We start from the raw sequence: 3,457 nt of genomic DNA, 5'->3' as shown, positions 1-3,457 counted from the left end.
GGCCCCCACCCCCCAAGCCGCGAACGGCCACCCCGCGCCGAACACGCGCGGGCCTCGACACCGCCCCGCCCTCCCCGAGCCGACCAACGGCCACCCGGCACCGCCACGAGGCGCCGGGCCTGCGGGTGACGGTCGTCCGGCTGCGCCGCAGGACAGGTGGGAGGGCGATCCGCGTCCCGGCGCCGCCGCCCCGACCAACGGGCACCCCCTGCCGCCGCCCCCCGGGGCGCCGGGCGGCTGGGAGGCGGAACAGCGCTCCGGCACGCTCAACCCGGCAGGCGGCCCCCCCGTGCCTCCGCGAGGTGCTCCACGCCCACCCCAGGGGCAGCCGTTCCCCGGTGGCCGGCAGGGCGAGCACCCCGCCGACGCGACCGGTGGCCGCCCGGCAACCCCGCCGCAGGCCAATGGCCACTCCGCTCCGCCGGGGGCCTGGGAACAGGACCAGCGCCCCGGTACACCCGCGCGACCCAACGGTCATCCGGTGCCGCCGCGCCCGGCGGCAGGGCTTGATTCCCCGCAAGGTCAGGAGGGCGAGCAGCGCTCCGGCACACCCGCGCGGTCCAACGGCCACTCGGTGTCGCCGCGTCCGGCCGCAGGGCTTGATTCCCCGCAAGGCTGGGAGGGCGGGCAGCGCTCCGGCGCACCTGAGCGGTCCAATGGCCATTCCGTGCCAGGGTCTGGTTCCTCGCAGGCGTGGGAGGGTGGGCAGCGTTCCGGCACACCCGCGCGGTCCAACGGCCACTCGGTGTCGCCGCGTCCGGCCGCGGGGCTTGATTCCCCGCAAGGCTGGGAGAGCGGGCAGCGCTCCGGCGCACCTGAGCGGTCCAATGGCCATTCCGTGCCAGGGCCTGGTTCCTCGCAGGCGTGGGAGGGTGGGCAGCGTTCCGGTGCACCCGCGCGGTCCAACGGTCACTCGGTGTCGCCGCGTCCGGCCGCAGGGCTTGATTCCCCGCAGGGCTGGGAGGGCGGGCAGCGCGCCGGCGCACCCGCGCGGTCCGATGGACACCGTTCCGCCACCGGGCCTGGTTCCTCGCAGGCGCGGGCGGGCGGGCAGCGTTCCGGTGGTCCCGAGGGGCACCCGGGCGCGACCGCGAGCCGCCCGGCGTCCTCGGAGGTCCAGTACGGCGGGCGGCGCGCAGGTGCCCTGCCCACCGGCGGCCACCCCGTGCCGAATGGGGCACCCCAGCCGACCCACGGGCACCCGATCCCGTCCGACGAACGGCGACCGGACGCCGAGGCGGTGCCGCCGGCCCCCGGGGGGCGCAGGCGCAGGCCCGACGGTGACGCCCCGCCGCCTCCGCCCGCCCGGTCCGGTGGCAGGCGCCGGCGGGTCGAGCCCGAGGCGTTCGACCTGCCCACCGACATCAACCGGCCCGACGGTGACCTGCTCGACCCGGGCACCCCCGTCCCCGGTGGGGTCGCCCCGCCGCGTCGAGGGGCACCGGTCGACGCCCCGACCGAGGTGCTGGCCCCGGCCACCGAGGTCATCCCGCGAATCCGGCCGGACCTCGACAAGCCGACCGAGCGCATCGCCGCCGCGCCCGCTCCCACCGCTTTCGTCCCCGGACCGGAGACCGACGGCGACCCGATCGACCGAGGTGACGGCCACGCCGACCACGGCGAGGACGACCACGACGAGGACGACCACTACGACGACGAGTACGGCGATTACGACGAGGACGAGGACACCGAGCCCGCACCCGAGGCGAGCCGGGTCGCCAAGGCGATCACGGCGGCGGGCGAGGTCATGGTCACCCTCGGCGTGGTCGTGCTGCTGTTCGTGGTCTACGAGGTGTGGATCACCGACCTGATCTCCGCGGGCAAGCAGGACGACGTGACCTCCGCCCTGGACGAGCAGTGGAACGCCCCCGGTGACGACCCGCAGCGGCAGCAGCGCTTCGAGTTCGCCGAGGGGGAGGGGATGGCGAAGCTCTACATCCCCGCGCTCGGCGAGGACTACAAGTTCACCGTCGTCGAGGGGACCACCGACGCCGACCTGGAGATCGGGCCGGGGCACTACAAGAACTCCGCGCTGCCCGGGCAGCGGGGGAACTTCGCCGTGGCGGGGCACCGGGTGGGCAAGGGGGCGCCGTTCAACGACCTCGACCTGCTCCAGGCGTGTGACGCCATCGTGGTGGAGACGCAGACGAGCTGGTTCGTCTACCGGATGCTGCCCACCGACGCCGACGCGCGGACCTGGGCGCAGTCCAAGGCGGCGGACCCGAAGTGCGCGGGCAAGGACGGCGGGTCGAAGGTCGAGCCGCTCGGCGGCGAGTACGCGAAGGCGACCGGCAGGCAGATCGTGACCCCGCAGCAGAGCGAGGTCGTGGCCCCGGTGCCGGGCAAGGTCGACTCGACGCTGGCCAAGGACGAGCGGTTGAAGCTGATCACGCTGACCACCTGCCACCCGAAGTTCTCCAACAAGGAGCGGATGATCCTGCAGGGGGTCATGGTCCGGGAGCAGCCGAAGACCGCGGACCACACCGTCGTCCCCGTCGAGCTGGGCGAGACCGGTTGACTCTGAGTGACGGCTTCGCTGCGTTCGTGTCATCTCAGTGTTACCAAGATTCACTCGCTCAGCCCAATAAGTGATCAAAAACTTGTCATCGACCACTGTGCGCCGTAGACCAACACCTTCAGCTGATGTATTCGGTGGAGGAAATATGAGCCAAACGGTGAACTCCAACTGGCAGGGCTTCTGGGCCGAACTGCCCAAGGAGCGCGGCGGCGCCGTGTGGGACAGCGCGGGCGAGGAGACGGCGACCGCGCAGCTGCCCTGGTTCCGACCGCACTTCGCCGAGGGGCTGCCCGTCCTCGACATCGGCTGCGGCAACGGCACCCAGTCCGCCGCCCTGGCCCAGGCGTTCCCCCGCGTGCTGGGGCTCGACTTCGCCCCGGCCGCCATCGAGCACGCCCGGCAGTTGCAGGCCGACAGCCCGGTGGAGTTCCGCACCTTCGACCTCGCCGACACCGCCGCCGCCGAGGCGCTGCACGCCGAGCTGGGCGACGTGAACGTCTACATGCGCGGCGTGCTGCACCAGATGCCCGACGAGCGCCGCCCCGACGCCGCCGCCTCGCTGGCGGTCCTGCTGGGTGAGACCGGTCACCTGTTCGCCGTCGAGCTGTCCCCGGCGGCCGGGCAGACCATCCAGTCCGCCGTGGCGAAGGCGCCGGACGCGGTGCCGAAGATGCGCATGGTGTTCAAGCACAACCTGACGCCCGCCGCCTGGCTGGACGGGAAGCTGGAGGCCGTGCTCGGCGGCGCGGGCCTGGAGATCGTGACCGGCGGCGCCACGACCCTGCACGGCACCGACCGCCTGCCCGACGGCACCCCGCTCGACCTGCCGATGAACTACGTGGTGGCCCGCCGCGGGTGAGCCGCGTGCTGTTGATTGCGGGGTTTTGGTGGGTGCCCGGCTGGGTGGATGTGTTTGGCCGGGGCCCCTATGGCGATCAT

Annotated in this window: 2 protein-coding genes; both read left to right on the top strand. The window is 73.5% G+C overall.

Annotation, left to right across the window (positions count from 1 at the left end; all coding sequences use genetic code 11):
* Window positions 1–1,240: 1,240 nt before the first annotated feature.
* Entirely contained in the window at window positions 1,241–2,518 is a 1,278-nt protein-coding gene (locus UO65_RS32005; RefSeq protein WP_233427930.1) for a class E sortase, read from the top strand.
* Window positions 2,519–2,663: 145 nt separating this feature from the next.
* Window positions 2,664–3,377 carry a class I SAM-dependent methyltransferase gene (locus UO65_RS32000; RefSeq protein WP_035290469.1) on the top strand — a complete coding sequence of 238 codons (714 nt, stop codon included), beginning with the start codon at window positions 2,664–2,666 and terminating at the stop codon, window positions 3,375–3,377.
* The last annotated feature ends 80 nt before the right edge of the window (window positions 3,378–3,457 follow it).

Origin of the sequence: Actinokineospora spheciospongiae (assembly GCF_000564855.1) — a bacterium.
In the GTDB taxonomy this organism is placed as follows: domain Bacteria; phylum Actinomycetota; class Actinomycetes; order Mycobacteriales; family Pseudonocardiaceae; genus Actinokineospora; species Actinokineospora spheciospongiae.
The sequence above is the reverse complement of the archived record's forward strand: the minus strand, read 5'-3'. Positions and strand labels throughout refer to the sequence as shown.